Below are 20,681 nucleotides of genomic sequence, written 5' to 3' on the forward strand. Positions count from 1 at the left end.
GGCCTGATGGTCAAGCGGCTAAGACGACGCCCTCTCACGGCGTAAACCCGGGTTCGATTCCCGGTCAGGTCATGAAAAAACAAGCAGAATGAACTGCTTGTTTTTTTGTTGTGTTTTGCTATCTGTCCTTCGCACAACCGTTGTTTTGTTTTCCCTCTGTTTCCATCCGTTTCCGTGTTTCCGCATCAACCAGTCCGCGCAGGGTTTCCAGACGCTGGTCCCGGTCAAAGTATTCCGTTCCGTAGTTCAGATTGAATCCATAATCAAATCCGGCCGGATTTCTTCCCTGGCTGTGCTGGATGATGGTTTCCGCTTTATCAAGGGCCTTTACAAACCTGGCTTCCGGGGTAATGCCCCGGCTGTATTCCTCCCACAGCCCGGCCACCTCGTCCCCGGCTCCTCCTTCCGGCAGGAACCTGCATATGCGCTGTACATCGGCCCGTTCCTGGTTCAGCTTATCTTCTGCATCCGGCCTCAGTACAGCTGATATATCTCCGCTGTACCGTTCCCCCAGGTCATGGACAAGGCACATCATCAGCACCTTTTCCCGGTCCAGTTCCGGGAATTCCCTGCACAGCACCCCGGCAAACAGAGCCAGACGCCAGGAATGCTCTGCTGTGCTCTCCTGCCGCCCCTCTGCTGTCCAGGCTGTGCGCAAAGTGGACTTAAGTCCCTCAGCCTCCTTTATGAAATCCGTATATGCCTTTCCCTCGAAACATCCCTCGCCGCAGCTTCTCATAGCACCTTCTCATTCCAATCCTTAATATAGGTTTTTCACCTTGAATTCCTTCTCCAGTTCCCTTCTCTGGTCCTTCTTGGCAATGTCTGCCCGTTTGTCATAGAGCTTCTTACCGCGGGCCAGGCCCACCTCCACCTTTACCAGGCTGCCCTTAAAGTACACCTGGAGAGGAACCAGGGTATAGCCCTTTTCCGCAATCTTACCGTTCAGCTTCATGATTTCGTATTTATGCAGCAGCAGCCTTCTGACGCGCAGCGGGTCCTTATTGAATATGTTTCCCTTCTCATAAGGGCTGATGTGCATACCGCACACATACACCTCGCCTCTGTCAATCTTCACAAAGGCTTCCTTTACGCTGCATTTCCCCATCCGGATGGATTTTACCTCTGTGCCAAAGAGCTCGATTCCAGCCTCGTATTTCTCGTCAATGAAATAATCATGGTATGCCTTCTTATTGTTCGCAACCAGTTTAATACTTTCCTTCCCCATGGTATTTCCCTTTCTTTCTAGTCATGATTGCCTGTATGACTTACAGCCTTACACGGAAGCACCCTTGCCCGGGCTTATATCCCAGTCCCTGGACAGGATAAAGTCCACTGTCCGGAGCAGACGGTCCGTGGACGCCACCTGGACCCGTATGGGCTGGCCCAGCTTAAATGTTTTCCTGGTCATCTCTCCCACCAGTTCGTAATGCTGTTCATCAAATATATAATAATCATCCCGCAGCTCGCTTATGCGCACCAGCCCTTCCACCGTGTTGGGCAGCTCCACATACAGGCCCCAGTTGGTGACGCCTGATATAACGCCGTCAAACTCCTGACCGATAAACCCGGACATATACTCGCATTTCTTAAGCTTGTCCGTCTCCCGCTCCGCTTCCTCCGCCCAGCGCTCCAGAGCTGACGTCTGCATGGCAACGCCCGGCAGAATGGCCTCATAATGGCTGACCCGCTTATCCCCCAGCCCGCCCTTCAGGCTTTCCTTAATAATGCGGTGAATCTGTAGGTCCGGATATCTTCGGATAGGCGAAGTAAAATGTGTATAGTACCTGGCAGCCAGGCCAAAATGGCCGGAGCACAGGGTGGTATACTTTGCCTGTTTCATGGAACGCAGGGTCAGCCTGGAGAGAAGCACCTCCTCAGGCGTGCCCTCTATCTTGTCCAGAAGCTTCTGCAGTTCCTTGGGATGAATCTCCCCCTGCTGAAGCCGGATGAAATATCCAAAATTATGGATAAAGGTCCCCAGCTGCTTCATTTTCTCCGGGTCCGGATTATCATGGGTCCGGTAGAGGAATGGAAGAGACTGCCAGAAATAATCCTCTGCCACTGTCTCATTGGCTGCCAGCATGAAATCCTCGATGATTTTTGTGGCGGCGTTGCGCTCATAGGGCTTGATTTCCAGCGGCTTTCCCTGGGCATCCAGAAGAATTTTGCTCTCCGGGAAATCAAAATCAATGGCCCCCCTTTTCCTCCTCTTTTCCCTGAGTATATCGGATACCTCCTTCATCAGCCTGAACATGGGCACAAATCCCTCATATTCAGCCATGACCGCCTCGTCCTCATCCGTGACAACGGCATTCACTGCCGTATAAGTCATCCGCCGGTCCACGTGAATCACGGATTCCGCAATTTTGTGGTCCAGCACATTCCCCTGTTCATCCAGTTCCATGATGCAGCTTAAAGCCAGGCGGTCCGTGCCTGCATTGAGGGAACAGATTCCATTGGACAGCTTATGGGGAAGCATGGGAATCACCCGGTCCACCAGATAGACGCTGGTACCCCTTTTTAACGCCTCCTTGTCCAGCGGGCGGCCTTCCTTTACATAATGGCTTACATCCGCAATGTGGACTCCCAGGATATACCCGCCCTGTCTGCCTCTGCACAGGGTCACTGCATCGTCCAGGTCTTTGGCGTCCTCTCCGTCTATGGTGACTGTGCGCAGTCCCCTTAAATCCAGACGGCCCGCCAAATCGCCGGTCCAGTCTTGGGGTGAAGTCAAATCCCCAATGCCGTATGGTCCGTCCCAGGTCTTCTCGTCCCCGGCAGGGCCAGGCACCGCCACTTCATCCGGGCAGCCCTCCACCTCGTCCATGACCTCCGGCGGAAACTCCTCCGGCAGTCCATAGGCCCTGACAATGGAAAGGATGTCTGTTCCCGGGTCATTGACATGGCCCAGAATCTCGGTCACAACGCCCTCAGGCTTATGAGATGCATCCCCGAAATCTTTAATCCGGGCCACCACCTTATGTCCGGTGACAGCTCCCATATCGCAGCCCTGGGGAATAAAAATATCCTTGGAAATCTTCTGGTTATCCGGAATCACAAATCCAAAGCCCTTGCTCTTCTGGTAATACCCAACCACCTCTTTGTTGGCATGCTCCAGCACTTTAAGCACAGAGCCTTCAGCCCTGCGTCCGTTTCCCGGTCCCTGGGATTCCACCACAATCTGGACTTTGTCCCCGTGAAGGGCCGCGCCTGTCCTGTCCTCAGGGATGAACACATCCTGCTCCATGCCTTCCACAGCCACAAAGCCAAAGCCCTTGGGATGTCCGGAAAATATGCCGTTAATGGAAAACACCTCCGGTTTTCCATATTTTCCCTTCTTGGAAATTCCGATTCTTCCCTCTGACACCAGATAATCCAGTACCTGGGTCAGTTCATCTCTCTGTGATTTGGGAATCCCCAGAAGCATGGCCAGCTCCTTTGCCTTCATTGGCACATAGGACTTGTCATTCATCACTTCCTCCAGCATCTTTCCCCGCTGTTCCAATATTTCTTTTTCCATATGACCTCTTTCTTAAAAATATCCGGCCTGTCCTGAAACAGGCCGAAATCCGCCTGAATGAAATAAAACACCCTTATATGAATACAAGGGTGTTTTTGTCACTTATCCTTCTGTTATCTTAATTACCCCAGGACCTTAAGAAGCACGTTCAGGGCAATGGTAATGAGCATGAATGCAATGGCTCCATACCTGGTAAAGTGCTCCAGCGCACCTTCCATGGAACGGCCTCTGTTCTTACTCCAGTAACTGTCTGTGGAGATACCGCCAATTGCGCTCCCCAGTCCGTTGGACTTACCTTCCTGCATCAGGATAACCACTGATATTGCAACACCAAGAATTACATATATGATTGACAAAATAACGTGTATTACTGACATCCGCCTGCACCTCTCCATTTTCTTATAGTCAAACAAAGGTATTTTATCATACTTTGTCCTAAAACACAACCTGTTTTCCCATATTTTTATAGGTAAGACGCCGCGCAGCCCATTGCGCCAACCGGGTTCAGACTGCCTGGGAACAAATGAGGGAAAGGGTTCCCTCGAAAATCACATCCCCAAATCCCGCGGGGACAATAAAATGCTGCCCCTTTGAAACCGGGATACCGTTGACGCTTCCCTCTCCGTCCAGGATACTCACATTTGCAAAGCTGTCCCCGTAATTCTCCGTCCAGCGGCCTGTTATGTCTATCTTATCTGCAGTATAGTAAGCACAGGTTACAAGATGTACTTTTTTACCGCTGTCCGTTTCCTTCACAACTGCCGGTTTGGCGTCCGGGTCCTCCTTAAAAGGCGCTTCTATCACATCAATGCTTTCCTTTACATGGAGCTGCCTGGGTTTTCCGCCGGACAGCCTGTCGTAGTCATAGACGCGGTATGTAATATCGCTGCTCTGCTGCGTCTCCAGCACCAGGGTGCCGCCCTTTATGGCGTGGACGCATCCGGGATTAATCTGGAAAAAGTCGCCCTTCCTGACAGGTATTTCCCGTATAAAATCCTTCCAGCGCTTCTCCTCAATCATCTGCTTAACTTCATTCCTGTTTCCTGCATGGTGTCCAATCACAATGGTTGCATCCGGGTCGCAGTCCAGGATATACCAGCATTCAGTCTTACCCAGGGAGCCGTTTTCATGCTCCGCAGCATAAGCATTGTCCGGATGGACCTGTATGCTTAAGTCGCTTTTGGCGTCAATGATTTTAACCAGCAGCGGAAATTCCTTATGACAGCCTGCCGCAGCCCCAAACCACTCAGGGTGGCTCTCCCACAGGGAGCTTAAGCTCTGTCCTTTCCATGTCCCGCCGGCAATACGGCAATCCCCGTTCTTATGGGCGCTTATGGCCCAGCACTCGCCTGTGCTGCTGCTGGGGATATCATAACCGAACACGTCCTTAAGACGGGTGCCACCCCAGATGGCTTCCTTAAAAACAGGTTCCATAAACAGTAATTCTCTCATGTCTCTCTCCTTATTTTTCCCCTTTTTGATGCAATCAATGCATCTTCTTACATCATACCCTGCTTTTTCCGGTTGTCAAGAATTAAATGGGACAGGGAGGGGATTTTCCGGGCAAAACAGCGCCCGGATACATTCCCTCCCCTCTGCCTTTCACCAGCGGGAATTTTTGTCCGTACCAGCCTCCCCGCTTTTCCTCAGGGGCAATCAGCCTTCCAGGTTTTCCTCAATGCGCAGCAGCTGGTTGTATTTGGCCACGCGGTCAGAACGGCAGGGAGCGCCGGTCTTAATCTGCCCTGCATTGACTGCAACTGCAATATCCGCAATGATGGAATCCTCTGTCTCGCCGGAGCGGTGGGATATGATGGTGCCGAAACCAGCCCTCTTAGCCATCTCAATGGCCTCAAAGCTCTCTGTCAGCGTACCTATCTGATTTACCTTCACCAGGATGGCATTTCCTGCTCCCAGCTCAATGCCCTTTGACAGCCGCTTTGTATTGGTGACAAACAGGTCATCCCCTACCAGCTGGATGCGGTCGCCCAGCTCCCTGGTAAGCATTTTCCAGCCCACCCAGTCCTCCTCCTGGAGTCCGTCCTCAATGGAGCAAATGGGAAACGCTTCCACAAGGCGTCTGTAGTAATCCACCATCTCCTGTGCGCTGCGGCGGATTTCCTTTCCCGCCATACGGCTTTCCCCCGGAAACAGGTACATGCCGCTGGCTTCGTCGTAGAGCTCGCTGGACGCAGCGTCAATGGCAATTTTCATGTCCGTTCCCGGCTTCAGCCCGCTCTTTTCCATGGCCCTTACCAGAAATTCAAGGACCGCCTCGGAGTCCTTAAGGTCCGGCGCAAAGCCTCCTTCATCTCCTACTCCGGTGCTGTACCCTTCTTCCTTCAGAAGCTTCTTTAATGTGTGATAGACCTCTGCGCACATCCTCAGACGCTCCGCAAAGCAGCAGGCCCCGTAGGGCATAATCATGAATTCCTGCAAATCCACTGTATTGTCAGCGTGTTTTCCTCCGTTGAGAATATTCATCATGGGAATGGGAAGAGTGGATGCATGGATTCCGCCCAGATACCTGTAGAGAGGCATCCTAAGCTCATTGGCTGCGGCCCTGGCCACTGCCATGGACACACCCAGTATGGCATTGGCTCCCATCTTTCCCTTGTTCTCCGTACCGTCCGCATCCAGAAGCAGACGGTCTATGCGCCGCTGGTCCAGAGCGCTTTCAAAGAGCACTGCCTCGCTGAGCACTGTATTCACATGTTCCACGGCTTTCCGTACTCCCAGTCCGTTGTACCGGTCCCCGCCGTCCCGAAGCTCCACTGCCTCAAATTTACCAGTGGAAGCCCCGGAGGGAACAGCAGCCCTGCCTGCAGCTCCTCCTGTCAGGCACACTTCCACTTCCACCGTGGGATTCCCCCTGGAATCCAGTATCTCCCTGCCGGTTACAGCCTCTATCTCCAATTCGTTTACCATAAAAAAATGACCTCCTCATATCAATCTTATCATTGATATAAGGATAGCCATCTTTTAACATTTTATGTATGGAAAGTCTTTGCACTCCTAATTCGTCCTGGCCCCGTCCGCACCCACGGTAAATCCATCAGGCGTAACAGCGGATACCAGCATGGCCCCCGACGGGTCACAGTAATAGAGCTTATCACCCCAGGATATCCAGCCGGTCTTCATATATCCGTCCTGGTCAAAAAAATACCACTTATAATTAATGTACTGCCATCCGTTTGCCGTGTAGGTGCCGTCACCTTTCTGGTACCACCAGCCCCGGTCATCCCTGAGCCACTGGCCGTTCACCCTGGCCAAATCTTCTTCTGTTATCTCGATATAAGGCGATTCCTGCCAGTCTCCGGCATTATTCCTGGAATCCATGGCCCTTACCTTAAAATAGTAAGTGCCTGCCTTTGGAAACTTGCCGGAAAAATCATAGCTGTTTTCCTTTACCGTATAGGTGGCGCCAATGCCGTCCTCATAGGAATTGCCGCCTCTGCGGCACAGACGGACCTTGTAATTCTTCGCCAGACTCATATGGTCCCAGTGGGCCACCCCGTTGTCTTCATCCCACAACAGGCCGCTTACATCCAGGTCCTCATCATCCTCATCCAGCTTATCCAGCCTTACCACCAGAACCATTTCTTCCTTGTCGCTCTTGGTGGAGCTGGATACATACTTGACCGTATCGCCGGAAAATGAAAATGCGCTCTTTCCTGATTTCTTAAAGTAGTAATCACTGTCAGCGGAAAGCCATATCTCAACCTTAGGCTTATCCCCGCCTACCCAGTTATCGCCCTCGTTAATAATATCCACGCTCTCAATGGAACACTCCCCGTCCTCCAGTGTCACGTCCACGCTGCCTCCGATTTCTCCTGCCTGGATATCTGATGTGAAATTCAGCTTGATTTTCCCCACCGGGGTCCTTTCCTCCTTTGCAAAGGCTGTAAAGGACAGCGCGCAGGTCATAATCAGAGCTGCCCCTGCCAGCACGGCACATGCCCCTCTTTTTCTCATTTGAACCTCCTCCTTCCCGCTTTTGTCTGTTTCCCTATTATAGCACATATCACAGTCTTCTGCCATCCTCCTGCACACCAAACTTGTTCCATTTTCATATAGTATAGTATGCCGGGGATGTGAATGGACATCCGGCCTATAAAGAAACAGATACAGGGGGATTGCTTTTGATAACCATTAGTCTTTGTATGATAGTAAAGAATGAGGAGGCCGTGCTGGAACGGCTCCTTAAGACCATGTCCGAGGTGGCCGACCAGATAGTAATCATGGATACCGGCTCCACGGACCGGACAAAAGAAATAGCCGCCCGTTACACGGATGAAGTCTACGATTTCCCATGGAAGGATGACTTTGCCGCTGCCAGAAACGCTGCCTGCCGTAAAGCGGTGATGGACTACTGGATGTGGATGGATGCTGACGATGTGATGGAACCGGAGCACGCTGCCCGTTTAAAGAAACTGAAGGAAACCCTGGACCCCTCTGTGGATGTGGTGATGATGAAATATCTCACTGGTTTTGACGCAAACGGAAGGACCTCCTTTTCCTATTACAGGGAACGCCTCTTAAAGAACCGCAAGGGTTTCCAGTGGCAGGGCCGGGTCCATGAAGCAGTATCCCCTTCCGGCAGCATCCTTTACACTGATATCGAGATTCAGCACCGGAAGGAAAGAGCCGGAGATAAGGACCGCAACCTGCGGATATACGAAACCATGCTGAAGGAAGGGGAACTTCTGGAACCCAGGCACCAGTTCTATTATGCCAGGGAGCTGTATTATCATAGGCGCTATGAAGATGCGGTACGGGCTTTCAGGGCATTTCTCCGGGAACCGGAGGGCTGGACGGAAAACAAAATAGATGCCTGCCTCCATCTGGCACTGTGTGAGGAGCAGCTTGGAAATGCGGAAGAAGCCATGGAAGCACTTTTTAAAAGCTTCCTGTATGACAGGCCCCGGGGTGAAGCCTGCTGTGAACTGGGACGGATGAAAATGACGGAAGGAAAATACAAGGAGGCTGCTTATTGGTATACGCAGGCATTGTCGTCGCAGCCGCCGGAACAGACAGGCGCCTTTGTCCAAAAAGACTGTTATGGTTTCCTGCCCGCCATCCAGCTGTGCGTGTGCTACGATCGTCTGGGAGACCACCGCAGGGCATGGCATTATCACCTGAAATCACAAAAGCTTAAGCCTGAGCACCCTTCTGTCAGGCAGAACCAGACCTACTTTGAGCACATACTGAAACAGCCGGCGGAGGGGCAGCCTTCCGCACAATAAAATAAGGAGAGGTTATTATGTATTTTAATTTTCCAAACGGAATGAATCGAAATGATAATATGGAACAACGCAGACCATGTGGATGCCCCAGAAACAACGGTTTTCCGGGTAATGGAGGCTGCCCCGGGGGCAATGGATTCCCGGGTCAGGGAAGATGCCCGGAAGACGATGTGTTTCCGGTTGACGACGGCTGCCCGGACAGTAACATAGCAGCAGACGACAATGGCTGTCCGGGAAACAACGGCTTTTCCGGCGTAAATACTTCTGGCTGCGGCAATTCAGGAGGGGGCTTTCCGGGCGGCAATCCCGGCAGCTGTAATCCTGGCTGCGGCAATCCCGGCGGGGGCTTCCCGGGCAGTTGCTTCCCAGGCGGCTGTCCCGGACCCAGAGGTCCCCAGGGACCTGCCGGACCAACCGGAGCACAGGGGCCAATGGGACCCAGAGGCTGCCCAGGAGCACAGGGACCTGCCGGACCGACCGGAGCAATGGGACCTCAGGGCTATGTAGGCCCCACAGGGCCCACAGGGCCAATGGGACCCAGAGGTTTTACCGGTGATACAGGCGCCCAAGGCCCCCGGGGGCCTCAGGGAATGCCGGGACCTCAGGGAACAGCTGGAAATACAGGTGCTGCCGGAAGCCAGGGACCTCAAGGGCCACAGGGAGCCACAGGACCTGCCGGACCGCAGGGCATTCAGGGCAGCCAGGGGCCCCAGGGACCTCAGGGCAGCACTGGAGCCACAGGACCTCAGGGACTGGCCGGCGTAACCGGGCCTACCGGCATGACCGGGCCCATGGGACCTGCCGGACCTACCGGAGCTGCAGGCGCTGCAGGCGTTCAGGGACCCGCCGGCGTAGCCGGGCCTACCGGACCAATGGGACCTGCCGGAGCCACGGGTGCTGCCGGCATTCAGGGGCCTGCCGGAACAACAGGAGCCACCGGGGCTACCGGAGCAACTGGGGCTACCGGAGCTACCGGAGCCACGGGGGCTGCCGGAACTGCCGGAATTCAGGGTCCTACCGGAGCCACCGGCCCTACAGGGGCAACTGGGGCTACCGGAGCCACAGGCGCTACCGGAACTACCGGCGTCACTGGTGCCACAGGGGCCACAGGGCTCGCTGTCACTGCTGACAACATGAACGCCCAGAATACAGCTGCAGCCGCCATCGCTGTTATTGTAGGCGGAACAGCGGTCCCGCTCCCAAATGACCAGATACTCAACCGTTTCACTGTAAATGCTGCCAATACCATATTTACGGTACCGGTAACCGGCACTTACCTTATCACCTATACCATTAAGACAACAGCCGCCCTGCTCATGTCCTCGCGTGTTCTTTTGAATAATACACCCATGGCAGGTACCATCGATGCTCCGGCAGTTGCTACCGGCCAATTCTCAGCAACACGAATCAACACCCTTACCGCAGGAGATACACTGGAGCTTCAGCTCTTTGGTCTGCTGGGCACTGCTGTCCTTCAGGCCGGCACAGGAGCCTCACTTGTCGTCATCCGGCTGGCATAATGCCGGACCTGTATATCCATCAAAATCATAAGGAGAGACCATTATGTATTATGATTATCCAGATAATATAAATCCGCAGCAATCCAGCTGTGCACCACCCCAAACAGGCTTCCGCCCGGATAACTGCGGCGGACGCAGGGACAGATGCTGGTGCGGCCCATGCAGCCCATGCCAGCCCCCCAGCTGCTGCCCGCAGACCGGGCCCACAGGACCTATGGGGCCTCAGGGACCTCAGGGACCAATGGGGCCCAGAGGCTGCCCCGGAGTACCTGGCCCTACCGGGCCCACCGGAGCCATGGGACCTCAGGGTTATGTAGGCCCCACCGGGCCCATAGGACCCACTGGACCGCAAGGAATTCCGGGCATAACCGGGGCAACCGGCACTGCCGGACCTACCGGACCACAGGGAGCCCAGGGCATACCCGGGCCCACCGGACCGCAGGGACCCACCGGCCCCACCGGCGCCTCTGAAACCATCACCATCCGCAACACCACTACAAGCGAACCCGGTTCTCCGGCCGTAGTTGTAGACATAACCGGTTCCCCCGACCATATTCTGGATTTCTATCTTCCGCGCGGAGCTACCGGCGCTACCGGCGCAACTGGAGCTACCGGACCTGCAGGCGCCTCCGGCTCCCAGGGAATCACTGGACCCACCGGGCCAATCATAATAAGAAAACGGCTAAATACACGTTATATCAATAAAATAAGAGCTTATCACTTTACCGGACAAGCGCCGCCCAAGTAGAGACTACGGGCGGCGTTTTCCGTTGTGAGGCGGAAAGGAGGATATTTCTTATATCCATGCTTCGGGCCAAGTTGACCCGAAGCCGTTGTGGGGCTGACTGTAAAAGTTAGGCCCTTTTTTTCATGCCAAAATGAAGGAGGTAAACGAATGGCAGAGGATAAAAAAGATTTGAAGCCGGAGGAACAGGGACAGAGCGGCCCCGCCGTTTCCGAAGCTCCGGCTCCACGGAAGGAGGAGCCCCCGGCGCAGGAGGTTAAAACTTCGGCCCCAGTGCAGGAAACCGAGAAGGCGGACACCCCTGCCGTAGAAAAGACTGACACCCCGGGCCCGGCTGACAAGAGCCGCCCCGGAAATGTCATTGATATTTCCGGCGCTATGATTGATAAGTTTCTCTGCAACGGCGGTGCTCCAACAATATCAATCAGGTGGCAATCCACGCCAACACCTACGGCGTGTACCCGGACGAGATAGCCGGGCTTCAACAGGACTATGCCGAGCTGTGGGGGCGCATGAACGATATACTCAAACAGCTTTCCGTTATCACTGAAATGTAAGATATAATACCATACAAAAGGAGCTTAGGGAAATGTCCTAAGCTCCTTTCAATACACTATCCTTAACTAGTTTAGCTAATTCATCATAATTTGATGAATCGGTGATAACTTGGAAAGAACAAAATTCTTCGTTTAAAGCAAGTTCGAGCTGTTTGAATGAATCTTTTGGTTTCTCCACATAATCACCATAAAACTCTAATCCTGTAACAAATCTTTTCAAAACAGCTTTAATAGCTTCAACGGATTCATCTACACCTATCCACTTACGTTCTAGTTGATATGCCGCATCTAATGTAGTACCTGAACCACAAAAACAATCGAGCACATAATCACCTTTGTTTGATGAAGCTGCTACTATACGTTTCATTAAATCTATATTTTTTTCAGTCGGATAACCTGTCGTTTTAACATTTTGGTTTACGGAATCCCTAAAATCCAACCAAATATCTTGAACAGGAATTCCTGCACTATCATCAAAATATACTTTCCGTCTAGGATTTCCAGTTGGCGACCAATAAATTTCGCCATTAGCGTCAAGTTCATCTAATTTTTCGGGAGTAAATTGCCAGTGTTTTCCCTCGGGAGGCATTTTGCCTCTCCACGGTAAGCCGGTGGCTCCATTACGTGTCCCTGGAGCATGAATAGGTACTTTTTTGTATCTTTTTCCAGTCGCTTCATCAACGCATGGATACTGCTTTATAATGTTTTCCGCACTCCATGAAGCATATGGACGATTCCATACATATTTTTCTGACTTTGAATAAAATAGTATGTAATCCGATATATTTCCATAAGTATTTTTTGTGTAATTTTTGTTACTGCATTTTTTCCTGGTAATAAACGCCCTAAAATTTTGTTCTCCAAAAATTTCATCCATTATAAGTTTTATTTGGAAAGCCATATTACCATCTAAATGAACATAAATAGAACCATCATCAGATAGCAATTCCTTTAATAGAATAAGACGTTTTCTTAAAAATTCTATATATTGTCCACCACATAAAATATCGCTATATGCATGAGTTTGGTTTTTAGAATTAAAAGTACTACGTGTAGCAAATGGAGGATCAATATATATTAATTTAATTTTGCCAAGAAAATTTTTTTCAGCTAATAGTTGATGTAATACATCAAAATTGTCGCCCCAATAAAGAAAATTTTCACTCGCTACACCATTTGTTGAATTTATGCTAAAACCTTTACAATGTTTCTTAAATGAGGCTGTTAATATCTTTTCAACACTATCTTTTCCTTCATATTCAAGCCTAATTCCAATTTTTTTTATATCTTCAGAAAAATCAGGAGAGTTAGTTATATTAGGTATTCCTGTTGCCATATATTAATCACCAATTATCCAATCCATAGTAATTCTTTCAGGAATCATCCTTAAAGTGACTACTTTAATTTTATTGCCCCAACGTTCTTCAAGTTTTGCATAGTCATCCCACATTGTGCCCAACAATAAACCAGGGCCATCATTTAGAAACATAACTTTAATATTTATGCCTTTGGCTTTAGCATAATTTAATATTTCATCAGCACAGCTGGTATATCCACCAGTTCTATCATCCTCCTGTGCACCCCCACGATCACCATCATAACGTGCCAAACCTACAACATACACATTTTTCTTAGATTTATCACTAATAATAAAATCAACGGGTCTGTCATAATTAGGGTAGTCTTTAAAAATTTTACCCAAGAGAATATCTTTGCCGGCACCTTCCGGCCCCCAAGTTAATACATCTTTAAAATTATTGCGCATAAGATTAAAAAATTTACCGGTCAAATCATACCCTTTTTTACCCCGATCCTTATATTCCCAAAGAAGGGCACATAACGCTTCATCAGGAATAGGCCGCGATTCAAATTTAGCTTGTACTATATGTATAGCCCGAAATCCCGCCCCGAACTGTTCACAGATTTCGGCTGCTTTGCGCTTCTTTTTTAACATTTCTACAGGAGTTTCCGGACTTACATATTTCCTGAAAACTCTAGCTAATTGTATTCTCATCCACCCTTCTTTAACCTCGGAAATTTTCATGAACAATGAGATAGAACTTTCCGAACTTCTAAGCAACTGAGAAAACAACACTAATACTGGTTTATATAATTCACAGGCATCCGGTAAAATATCTGGATAATATTCTCCAGTTGATAGTGTAATCCAATTATGGCCATCTTGTTTATAGTCTCTAAAACTACTCATTTTAATGCCTCCTATTTGCTCTTAGGTTATGATTATAGCACATAAAAACATAAAAGTGAATTTATTTAGGATAAAGAACTTATTAGAACACCTCGAGCCAACTTGGCCCGAAGTCCGCCGGGACAAGGTTCGCAAAGCCTCGACAACATTGTTGCCCTGCCCATGAAATGGTACAATTATAGTAGGATAAAACAAAGAAAGGGGCTGTTTATATGAGACTGATATTCAAGATTTTTGCTTTGCCGTTCCTGCTGGTTCTGTCGCTTTTAGCGGCGGTGCTGATGTTCCTGTTTGATGTGGCCGGGTGGTTTCTCTCCCTGTCCTCGGGCATACTGGCCGTAATTGCCGTGGGCCTGTTTGTCCTGCAACACCAGCCCGTCGGCGGTGTGGCGTTCCTCGTCCTGGCTTTCCTGCTTTCTCCCTACGGTCTCCCGGCTATCGCGGAGTTTTTGACTGGGCTTTTAGACGAGCTGAACTATTCCCTGCGGCGGTTCATCACAAGCTGACGGGCCGGAGCTTCGGGCCAAGTTGGCCCGAAGTCCAGAACGGCAAAGCGGCGGCTCTGCGGGGCCGCCGTTCTTCATGGAAGGAGGTGACACATGGCAACCACTCGCCATTTTACCCGGCACGTCAATGCGGGGGAAACCATAGCAGAGGCCATAAAGGATTGTACTGACTACGGCAAAAATCCAGACAAGACCCGGGGCGGCGACCTCATATCTTCCTACGAGTGCGACCCGGCCACGGTGGACGCGGAATTTCTTCTTTCCAAAAGCAAGTACAAGGCTATCACGGGCCGGGAGCAAAAGCGGGACGAGAACATTCTATGTTATCAAATCCGGCAGTCCTTCCTCCCCGGAGAAGTGACCCCGGAGGAAGCAAACCGTATCGGCTATGAGCTCGGCATGAGCTGGACAAAAGGCAAGCACGCTTTTCTGGTAACGACCCACATTGACAAGGCTCATATTCACAATCACATTTACTATAATTCAACGTCGCTGGACTGCACCCGGAAGTTTCGGAACTTCTGGAACAGCTCGTTTGCTATCCGGCGTGTGAGTGACCGGATTTGTCTGGAACACGGACTTTCCATTGTGAAAAATCCGAAGCCCCGGAGCAAGGGAAAGTTTAAGAACTATGGGGAATGGCTCGGAGACAACAAACCGCCCACTTTTCAGGAACGGATGCGGGCGCAGATCGACGCGGCCCTCTTGCAGAAGCCCTCTGATTTTGCCGCCTTCCTCTCGCTGATAGAGGCGGCGGGCTACAAGGTGAAATATGGGCGCGGCGGCTCCCTCTCCTTCCGGGCTCCCGGACAGGAACGGTTTACCCGTTGCCGGGCCTCCACGCTCGGGGAGGGCTATGGGCCGGAGGATATACGGACCATAATTGAGGGCCGCGCCCCCTTGCCGTCCACTCGGGCGGTGGGGCCTGTGAAACAGGGGCGCAAGCTCAACCTGATTATTGACATTCAGGCCCGGCTTCAAGGCAGGGGCCCGGCCTATGAACGGTGGGCCAAAGTATTTAATCTAAAGCAGATGGCGGCGGCTCTTGCTTACTTGCAGGACAATGGACTGACGGAGTATGAACAGTTGGAGAAGAAAGCAGAACAGGCCATGGAGCACTTTCACACGCTGGCCGGAAAAATCAAGACAGTAGAGGCCGCGCTTGCCACCAACTCGGAGCTCAAAGGGGCTACGGTCAATTATGCCAAGACCCGCCCTGTGTTCGAGGCGTACAAAGCGGCCCGGTACAGCCGGAAATACCTTGCGGAACATGAGGCGGAAATTGAGATTTACCGGGCGGCTCGGGCAACCATGAGTGCCATTCTGGACGGCGCAAAGCTCCCCAAAATGGATAGGCTCAAAGAGGAAGGCCGCAAGCTGGCGGCGGAGAAAAAGGAGCTCTACGCCGAGTACCGGGAGGCCCGGCGGGAAATGCGGGAAGTCACGACGGCAAAGGCAAACATTGATTATCTGCTCGGCCTGACCGGGCAGGAGAAAAACAAGGAACAGGAGCGATAGCGAATGAGACGCAACCGACCAAGCGAAGCGCCGGGACTTCGGGCCAAGTTGGCCCGAGGTTCCGCAGGGTTTGGGGCTGGCCCCAACAAGCGTGATTTTTCAGGTTTCGGCGGAGGCCGGAACTTGAAAAATTCGCAAGTGTATAGACACTTGCATCGCTTGCCGTTTAGCGCAAGCCCTAAAATTTGCATTTACTCATAGCCTCGGAGAAGCAACAGCGTGTTGCTTGTTCTTCCATGTGTCTTATGCTAAAATTATAAAAAGGAGGAATATATTTATGGAAACAAAAAATGCGATTTTAGAATTGCGGAAAAGCCTTAATTTATCCCAAGATGAATTTGCCGAAAAATTATTGATTACCAGACAGGCTGTTTCCCGCTGGGAGAATGGAGACACAACCCCCAATACGGATACATTAAAATTGATTGCTAAAACCTTTAATGTATCGGTAGATTATTTGTTGGGAAATTCTGCGGGACAATGTCAAAGTTGTGGAATGACTTTGGAAAAAGATAGCGATAAAGGAACAGAAAGTGATGGTAGTAAATCAGAAGAATATTGCGCTTTTTGTTATCAGCATGGAAAATTCGTTCAAGACATTTCTATGGAAGAAATGGTCGAACTCAATTTGCAAGATTTGGCTGAATGGAATAAATCTGTTGGCCTACATTTGACAAAGCAGGAGGCCAAAATGCAACTTATGGAGTTCCTACCGACCTTAAAACGCTGGAAGATAAATCCGACAACAAAAGGAATGGAGACAACAAAATCATAGGGAAATCTTTTCATTTTTACCAATTCCAATCCTAAAATCATCTTCTTTTGGTAACTCGCAGTAAAGAAGATGATTTTATAAGTTGTTATTTTTGATGATATATATTCTACTCTCTTGAAGAAATACCTTGCGGGGAAAATATTTTTACTCAAGGAAACACTTTGCAATCAATTATTTGAAACAATAAAGGTGGTCTTATGAAAAAAACATATGTTGTTTTGTCTTACTACTCTTGTTGCGTCTAGCATTACAAAATGCTTCGGGCCAAGTTGGCCCGAAGTCCACGAAGCTCCCGCCGCTCCAACGGCGAAAGAAAAAAACCGTTGCTGCGGGAGTGTTTCGTGCTGTCTCTTTGAACGGAGCGGCGGTTTTGAAATAACATTCAAGACCGCCGCTGTCTTTTGAAAAAATAGAATAGCGGGGGCGTGGTAAAGTCGCGCTTCTTTATGGACACGGCGGTACAAGGAGGTTGCCGCCGTGTTTTTTTATCTACGACATAATTCCACAAATATCTACTTGCGAAAAAAAGTTATTATCTCCGGTGGGATAGTTATGCTTATCATGTAGTCGATTTTTGTCATTTCTGCGCTCGTCTGGCCTTGTGCCATTCGGGCGCTTTTCTTTTCCCACGGTTCAGCTTCGGGCCAAGTTGGCCCGAGGTTCTAACCAGACAGGAACGACCCCGGTGCCGTTCCCCGCCCCTCTCCATTTCGGTTTCCCTGTTACCCACAACCGAAATGTAGGTATTACTATGTCGAAAATCAATTTGCGGGAATTTTACCCGTTCTATCATAACGATCTGTTTGTGGAGGTTCCTGCCGAGGTGGCGGAGGCGCTGGCCGAAGCTGAACGGCTGGAACGGAACTATATCCGCCGCGTGTACTGGAACAAAGCATACTTTTCACTGGACGCCGGAGACGGTATTGAGCATGAGGCGCTTTTTGTGGCGTTATCTCCCTGTGAGCTGTACGAGCGGAAGGTGACAGCCCAGGAACTCCGCGCCGCCCTTGCCGCTCTCCCGGAAATGCAGAGCCGCAGGGTTTACGCCCACTACATACTCGGCATGAGCAAAACCGAGATTGCGCGGGTCGAGGGAGTCCATGAGAAAACGGTTCGCACTTCGATTGAGCGCGGGCTTCGCAATATGGAAAATTTCTCAAAAAATCGTATCTGACCCGGCCCGAATTTGCCCGTTTCATCTCATGGCTTATGAAAGGGATATTTCCCTTGTGTAGCTTGACAATTTCATAAAAAGATACCCGGATACGAAGGGTGCGTGTGCTAAGTGACAGGCCCGCCATGACCTCTATTGCCAGAGAATAGAGAGAGCGACAAGGCCCTTGCCGCAGGCGGGCCGAGGCTGGCCTCGCCGGATAAAGCACACAAGCCTTGATACTTGCGTTTAGTCATAGTCCGAGCGTTGAAGCGGCCATCAGGCCGTGAGCCGTCGCAGGCATTGAGAACGCCTTGTCATAAGAATGAGGAGAGGTGAAATTCCTATGGGGTGGACAAGCCGCCGCCCGTCCGGGTTATCTGTTGAAGCAAACGATCAGGAGCGCCGGGCTGGATAATCTGTCTGATAACAGCCCAAAACTTCCCGGCGCGGCGCTCCACCTATTTTGAAATAGGGAGAATCGAAATGGAAAAAGATTTAACTTTGGATATGATGTTGACCGAGCGGTGGAGCAACAACGCCTGCCGCGGTTACGTCATTTGGGCGATGGAAAACTGTGACTTCAAGCCCGAGGACATTAAACGGGTGGTTCGGGAGCTTCATTGGGTTTTCGATATGAAATCCATTGAAGAAGCCGACGAGCACTATTGCCAAAGTCCCTACTAAACCTTTCTTTTGCTCTGACCTCGGGCCAAGTTGGCCCGAGGTCTTATGAGCAGATGGCAAAGGGCGGCGCGTATAAGCGGGCCGCCCTTTGTCATTTCCTCATAGGACAATCAGGGAATGACATACACATGGAAGAAAGGGGGCGAATATCCATGCAAAATCAAATTCATTTATCGGAACTCGCGGAGGTTGATATAACGACAGTCAACAAAGAGGACTTAGTTGACGTGTCCGGGCTGGCCTTCGATAACACGGTTCCGAGAGAACAGCGGGCGGCGCAGGTGCTCCGCAAGGTAAAAAATCCGTACTGCTTTCGGGTGGGCGATATGGGCGTAAAACTGGAATTTCTGGATAACGCCCCGCCCCTCCAAGATTGTTTTTCTGACTTCCTTCAACGTAAAAAAAGCGGCCTGTAACAAATGTTCAGGCCGCTTGTGTCGGCCTACGGACAAGGTTTGCAAAGGCTCGACAACATTGTTCACGCCACCTATAAATGGTATAATATAGGTGTAAAGTGATAAGGGAAGGAGGTTCACATGGCGCGAAAGAGCCGTGTTATCACTGAAACTCAAAAGCAGGAAAGCACAAAAGCATTTGAATGGAAAATCGGTATTTATATCAGACTTTCCAAAGAAGATTTAAGAAATAACGACGAATCCGAAAGTGTAACCAACCAGAGAAAAATAAATCTGGAATTTGTAGAGGAAAAGTTCTGCAACGAAAAGTATATCATTTATGATATTTATATTGATGATGGTCGTTCTGGAACAACAGAAGATACCCGTCCCGATTTTCAAAGATTATCAAAAGATATTCGTGAGGGTAATGTAAACTGTGTTGTTTGTAAAACTCTTGCCCGGGCCTTTCGCAACTATGCCGACCAAGGGAAGTTTTTGGAGCAGTATCTTCCTACATACGGTTGCCGCTTTATCGCATTTGGCAACCCTTATGTTGATACTTTCGCCAATCCAGACTGTATGCAGAACATGGAAATTCCTATAAACGGCCTGATGAATGACCGTTATGCGGCAAGAACATCCGAAGATGTGCGAAGAACCTTTCGGACAAAACGCAACAAGGGGGAGTTTATCGGCGCATTTGCTCCATACGGATATTTGAAAAATCCTGAAAACAAAAGTGCATTTATTATTGACGAAGAAGCCTCGGAAGTTGTGAAGGAGATATTTGAAAAATATCTGGACGGTATGAGTAAACTTTCCATTGTACGATACTTAAACGACCATGGTATTCCCTGCCCAACTATATACAAGCAAAAACGGTTGGGGCTGAAATACCAAAATCCCCATAGTGATCCAGCAAAAAATCCCCTTTGGAGTGAAAAGACAGTAGGAGCGATACTTAAAAATCAAATGTATTGCGGGGATATGGTACAAGGGCGTTCTCGTATTAAGAGCTACAAAGTTCATATACAAGAGCAGGTTCCAGAGGAAGAATGGACGATTGTAAAGGAAAAACATCAACCAATTATTGACTGGGAAACTTTTGATAAAATTCAACGGTTATTGCAGAAAGACACTCGTACTTCTCCCCAAAATGACACCTTATATCTGTTCAGCGGTTTCTTACGATGTGCAGATTGTCAAAAAGCTATGATAAGAAGTGAGGTAAAAGGGAACGTATATTATTATTGCTCTACCTATAAAAGACGTTCTAAAAAGGCCTGTACGAAACATTCCATTAAGCATGAACGTTTAGAAGCGGCTGTCCTGTTTGCCATTCAGCAATATGTATATCTGGCAATCGACTACACAAAGACCATAGAGCAAATTAACAGAGCCCCGATTATGAAAAGTCAGGATAAGAAGTTATCAGAGGCCATCTCCCAAAAGGAACGGGAACTTGCCAAAGTAGTTCGATACAAACAGGCTATTTATCAAGACTGGAAAGATAATGAGATTAGTCAATCCGATTATCGCCGTATGCGGGAAGATTATGAGGAACAGGAAAAAGAAATAAATGCTGTAATTAAAAAATTACAAGACGAGAGGGCCGAACAGGAAAACGGCGTAGACATTGAAAATCCGTTTCTGGTAGCGTTCCGCAAGTATGAGAATATCACCACTCTAACCAGGGAAATTTTGATTGAACTGATTGACAATATCATTGTTCATGAGGGCGGTAACATTAGCATTATCCTTCGGTTTGCTGATGAACTCCGCCGGGTGCAGGATTTTATTGAAGTCAACACCCATTCAGAAGCGGTTTGAAATGACCGCATTTT

At 49.7% G+C, this 20,681-nt stretch carries 19 protein-coding genes, 1 tRNA gene and 1 pseudogene; 12 read left to right on the forward strand and 9 right to left on the reverse strand.

Going from position 1 to position 20,681, the window contains the following annotated elements; all coding sequences use genetic code 11:
* Positions 1–72, forward strand: a tRNA-Glu gene (locus tag I2H39_RS13340).
* Between the two features lie 46 nt (positions 73–118).
* On the opposite strand, the gene I2H39_RS13345 is transcribed toward I2H39_RS13340, so the two are convergent.
* The 7 genes from I2H39_RS13345 to I2H39_RS13375 all read right to left on the reverse strand — a co-directional run bounded on the left by I2H39_RS13345 (position 119) and on the right by I2H39_RS13375 (position 7,498).
* Positions 119–739, reverse strand: coding sequence for an HD domain-containing protein (locus I2H39_RS13345; RefSeq protein ID WP_138311020.1), 621 nt, complete (start codon positions 737–739; stop codon positions 119–121).
* Positions 740–760: 21 nt separating this feature from the next.
* Entirely contained in the window at positions 761–1,228 is a 468-nt protein-coding gene (gene smpB / locus I2H39_RS13350; protein WP_002569629.1) for an SsrA-binding protein SmpB, read from the reverse strand.
* A gap of 48 nt (positions 1,229–1,276) precedes the next feature.
* A complete protein-coding gene (rnr, locus tag I2H39_RS13355; protein WP_330640997.1) occupies positions 1,277–3,523 on the reverse strand; it encodes a ribonuclease R in 2,247 nt (748 codons plus the stop codon).
* A 122-nt stretch (positions 3,524–3,645) separates the two neighbouring features.
* On the reverse strand, positions 3,646–3,879 hold the full coding sequence (gene secG / locus I2H39_RS13360; protein WP_347563887.1) for a preprotein translocase subunit SecG: 234 nt from the start codon (positions 3,877–3,879) through the stop codon (positions 3,646–3,648).
* Between the two features lie 148 nt (positions 3,880–4,027).
* Positions 4,028–4,975: a type I phosphomannose isomerase catalytic subunit gene (locus tag I2H39_RS13365; protein WP_138311018.1), complete on the reverse strand. Its 948-nt coding sequence runs from the start codon at positions 4,973–4,975 to the stop codon at positions 4,028–4,030.
* Positions 4,976–5,179: 204 nt separating this feature from the next.
* Positions 5,180–6,451 carry a phosphopyruvate hydratase gene (eno, locus tag I2H39_RS13370; protein ID WP_195626690.1) on the reverse strand — a complete coding sequence of 424 codons (1,272 nt, stop codon included), beginning with the start codon at positions 6,449–6,451 and terminating at the stop codon, positions 5,180–5,182.
* An 87-nt stretch (positions 6,452–6,538) separates the two neighbouring features.
* Positions 6,539–7,498, reverse strand: coding sequence for a hypothetical protein (locus tag I2H39_RS13375; protein WP_138311016.1), 960 nt, complete (start codon positions 7,496–7,498; stop codon positions 6,539–6,541).
* Positions 7,499–7,686: 188 nt separating this feature from the next.
* Between I2H39_RS13375 and I2H39_RS13380 the strand changes: the two genes are divergently transcribed.
* The 4 genes and pseudogenes from I2H39_RS13380 to mobC all read left to right on the forward strand — a co-directional run.
* A complete protein-coding gene (locus I2H39_RS13380; RefSeq protein WP_330640999.1) occupies positions 7,687–8,769 on the forward strand; it encodes a glycosyltransferase in 1,083 nt (360 codons plus the stop codon).
* A 59-nt stretch (positions 8,770–8,828) separates the two neighbouring features.
* Positions 8,829–10,289: a collagen-like protein gene (locus tag I2H39_RS13385; protein WP_347708586.1), complete on the forward strand. Its 1,461-nt coding sequence runs from the start codon at positions 8,829–8,831 to the stop codon at positions 10,287–10,289.
* Positions 10,290–10,332: 43 nt separating this feature from the next.
* Complete coding sequence (locus tag I2H39_RS13390; protein ID WP_227146076.1) at positions 10,333–11,037, forward strand: collagen-like protein; 705 nt, start codon at positions 10,333–10,335, stop codon at positions 11,035–11,037.
* A 386-nt stretch (positions 11,038–11,423) separates the two neighbouring features.
* A pseudogene (gene mobC, locus I2H39_RS13400) lies at positions 11,424–11,591 on the forward strand (plasmid mobilization relaxosome protein MobC); the annotation flags it as partial.
* Positions 11,592–11,628: 37 nt separating this feature from the next.
* Here the strand turns inward: mobC and I2H39_RS13405 are convergent.
* Positions 11,629–12,927: a site-specific DNA-methyltransferase gene (locus I2H39_RS13405; protein ID WP_195626693.1), complete on the reverse strand. Its 1,299-nt coding sequence runs from the start codon at positions 12,925–12,927 to the stop codon at positions 11,629–11,631.
* Positions 12,928–12,930: 3 nt separating this feature from the next.
* A complete protein-coding gene (locus tag I2H39_RS13410; protein ID WP_173870788.1) occupies positions 12,931–13,800 on the reverse strand; it encodes a bstEII in 870 nt (289 codons plus the stop codon).
* Between the two features lie 212 nt (positions 13,801–14,012).
* Here I2H39_RS13410 and I2H39_RS13415 point away from each other — a divergent pair, with 212 nt between their 5' ends.
* From I2H39_RS13415 to I2H39_RS13445, 7 genes are all read left to right on the forward strand, one after another.
* Positions 14,013–14,306, forward strand: coding sequence for a CD1845 family protein (locus tag I2H39_RS13415; RefSeq protein WP_195626694.1), 294 nt, complete (start codon positions 14,013–14,015; stop codon positions 14,304–14,306).
* Positions 14,307–14,399: 93 nt separating this feature from the next.
* The gene (locus I2H39_RS13420) at positions 14,400–15,824 is read left to right on the forward strand and encodes a relaxase/mobilization nuclease domain-containing protein (protein ID WP_195626695.1); all 1,425 of its coding nucleotides are present in this window, start codon (positions 14,400–14,402) and stop codon (positions 15,822–15,824) included.
* 277 nt (positions 15,825–16,101) lie between these two features.
* Positions 16,102–16,599: a zinc ribbon domain-containing protein gene (locus I2H39_RS13425; protein WP_195626696.1), complete on the forward strand. Its 498-nt coding sequence runs from the start codon at positions 16,102–16,104 to the stop codon at positions 16,597–16,599.
* A gap of 751 nt (positions 16,600–17,350) precedes the next feature.
* On the forward strand, positions 17,351–17,773 hold the full coding sequence (locus I2H39_RS13430; RefSeq protein WP_195626697.1) for a sigma-70 region 4 domain-containing protein: 423 nt from the start codon (positions 17,351–17,353) through the stop codon (positions 17,771–17,773).
* 465 nt (positions 17,774–18,238) lie between these two features.
* Complete coding sequence (locus I2H39_RS13435) at positions 18,239–18,439, forward strand: hypothetical protein (protein WP_054348079.1); 201 nt, start codon at positions 18,239–18,241, stop codon at positions 18,437–18,439.
* A gap of 152 nt (positions 18,440–18,591) precedes the next feature.
* Entirely contained in the window at positions 18,592–18,855 is a 264-nt protein-coding gene (locus I2H39_RS13440) for a DUF6870 family protein (RefSeq protein WP_195626698.1), read from the forward strand.
* A gap of 120 nt (positions 18,856–18,975) precedes the next feature.
* A complete protein-coding gene (locus tag I2H39_RS13445; RefSeq protein ID WP_195626699.1) occupies positions 18,976–20,667 on the forward strand; it encodes a recombinase family protein in 1,692 nt (563 codons plus the stop codon).
* The last annotated feature ends 14 nt before the right edge of the window (positions 20,668–20,681 follow it).

Source organism: Clostridium sp. 1001283B150225_161107_B6, from assembly GCF_015556325.1.
GTDB lineage: Bacteria > Bacillota > Clostridia > Lachnospirales > Lachnospiraceae > Enterocloster.

Excerpts from the sequence above, each read along its gene's own strand:
- I2H39_RS13435 (WP_054348079.1), top strand. The coding sequence starts at position 18,239 with ATGGAAAAAGATTTAACTTTGGATATGATGTTGACCGAGCGGTGGAGC.
- I2H39_RS13345 (WP_138311020.1), bottom strand. The coding sequence starts at position 739 with ATGAGAAGCTGCGGCGAGGGATGTTTCGAGGGAAAGGCATATACGGAT.
- eno (WP_195626690.1), bottom strand. The coding sequence starts at position 6,451 with ATGGTAAACGAATTGGAGATAGAGGCTGTAACCGGCAGGGAGATACTG.
- I2H39_RS13415 (WP_195626694.1), top strand. The coding sequence starts at position 14,013 with ATGAGACTGATATTCAAGATTTTTGCTTTGCCGTTCCTGCTGGTTCTG.
- I2H39_RS13380 (WP_330640999.1), top strand. The coding sequence starts at position 7,687 with ATGATAGTAAAGAATGAGGAGGCCGTGCTGGAACGGCTCCTTAAGACC.
- I2H39_RS13410 (WP_173870788.1), bottom strand. The coding sequence starts at position 13,800 with ATGAGTAGTTTTAGAGACTATAAACAAGATGGCCATAATTGGATTACA.
- I2H39_RS13430 (WP_195626697.1), top strand. The coding sequence starts at position 17,351 with ATGTCGAAAATCAATTTGCGGGAATTTTACCCGTTCTATCATAACGAT.
- rnr (WP_330640997.1), bottom strand. The coding sequence starts at position 3,523 with ATGGAAAAAGAAATATTGGAACAGCGGGGAAAGATGCTGGAGGAAGTG.
- I2H39_RS13445 (WP_195626699.1), top strand. The coding sequence starts at position 18,976 with ATGGCGCGAAAGAGCCGTGTTATCACTGAAACTCAAAAGCAGGAAAGC.
- I2H39_RS13375 (WP_138311016.1), bottom strand. The coding sequence starts at position 7,498 with ATGAGAAAAAGAGGGGCATGTGCCGTGCTGGCAGGGGCAGCTCTGATT.
- I2H39_RS13385 (WP_347708586.1), top strand. The coding sequence starts at position 8,829 with ATGGAACAACGCAGACCATGTGGATGCCCCAGAAACAACGGTTTTCCG.
- I2H39_RS13440 (WP_195626698.1), top strand. The coding sequence starts at position 18,592 with ATGCAAAATCAAATTCATTTATCGGAACTCGCGGAGGTTGATATAACG.
- smpB (WP_002569629.1), bottom strand. The coding sequence starts at position 1,228 with ATGGGGAAGGAAAGTATTAAACTGGTTGCGAACAATAAGAAGGCATAC.
- I2H39_RS13390 (WP_227146076.1), top strand. The coding sequence starts at position 10,333 with ATGTATTATGATTATCCAGATAATATAAATCCGCAGCAATCCAGCTGT.
- I2H39_RS13365 (WP_138311018.1), bottom strand. The coding sequence starts at position 4,975 with ATGAGAGAATTACTGTTTATGGAACCTGTTTTTAAGGAAGCCATCTGG.
- I2H39_RS13425 (WP_195626696.1), top strand. The coding sequence starts at position 16,102 with ATGGAAACAAAAAATGCGATTTTAGAATTGCGGAAAAGCCTTAATTTA.
- I2H39_RS13405 (WP_195626693.1), bottom strand. The coding sequence starts at position 12,927 with ATGGCAACAGGAATACCTAATATAACTAACTCTCCTGATTTTTCTGAA.
- I2H39_RS13420 (WP_195626695.1), top strand. The coding sequence starts at position 14,400 with ATGGCAACCACTCGCCATTTTACCCGGCACGTCAATGCGGGGGAAACC.